The sequence below is a fragment of the Bradyrhizobium sp. Crot121 genome (genome assembly GCF_059512385.1).
This window is the reverse complement of the sequence record NZ_JCAMOR010000296.1, coordinates 1-791: the sequence shown is the minus strand read 5'-3', so window position 1 is coordinate 791 and position 791 is coordinate 1. Positions and strand designations below refer to the sequence as shown.

Sequence of the window (791 nt, the reverse complement as noted above, 5' to 3'; positions counted from 1 at the left end):
GGGGGAACTGATGCGGTCACTAACGCAAGCTGAGGGTCCCCGTGACCTTCTTCAGTCTTAACCCATCGACTGCGAGCGAACCATTATCGTGGGATTGCATGCCCAATGCAGCTCTTCGCCCGTTCGAGGAAAGCCGCGATCTTCGCCAGACAGCGCCTTGCCGACGCGCTTCGCGGGCAGCTGGCCGAACTGAAGCGGGCCGTCTCGATGTGTCACGCCGAGATCGAAGCGCAAGGCGAAGACCGAAACGGGTGATGCGTGGAAAGGCAATGCAGTGACTGAAGTTGCGGTACCGCGAAACGCTTCGGTGCTCAGCATGGAAGGCGCATGTCCGCTCCGTTATGAAGCGCATGAGGGTTTCGTCATGGACCAGGCTCACGGTCGCGATCGGCCGCCGAAAGACCCGGCGATTTCATAGTGCTCAACGCGCTGCGTGGCTCCGATCAGCGCAGGTCTGCGGCGGCGTCCTCCATGCCCTTGCAGGCTTCGCGTCAATCCGCGCGCTCGCGGTCGGTCTGTCGCTGACGCGCATAATGGTCCTGGCGCACTGGGTGACGTAGTCCCGGGATTCGCGCTTGGGGCAATTCTCGACGCCCTCCGGATTTGGACCGGCTATTCGACGAGGCGAACTGTTGGCTGCGACCTTGGCGCAGCCATCACTGTTCTCATCCCTGAGCGCAACGAAATCGCAATGAATTGGGTGAAACGACCGTGAACAAAACGGGACGGAAGCACCTGCAGCATCAAGAAAAATCAACAACTTAGAAGATGCTCACTGCGTTCGGGACGCA

The 791-nt window shown here is 60.1% G+C and carries 1 protein-coding gene; it reads right to left on the bottom strand.

What is annotated here, in order from left to right:
• Positions 1–57: 57 nt before the first annotated feature.
• Entirely contained in the window at positions 58–318 is a 261-nt protein-coding gene (locus tag AC5ZGW_RS46620) for a hypothetical protein (RefSeq protein ID WP_130232013.1), read from the bottom strand.
• Positions 319–791: the final 473 nt, after the last annotated feature.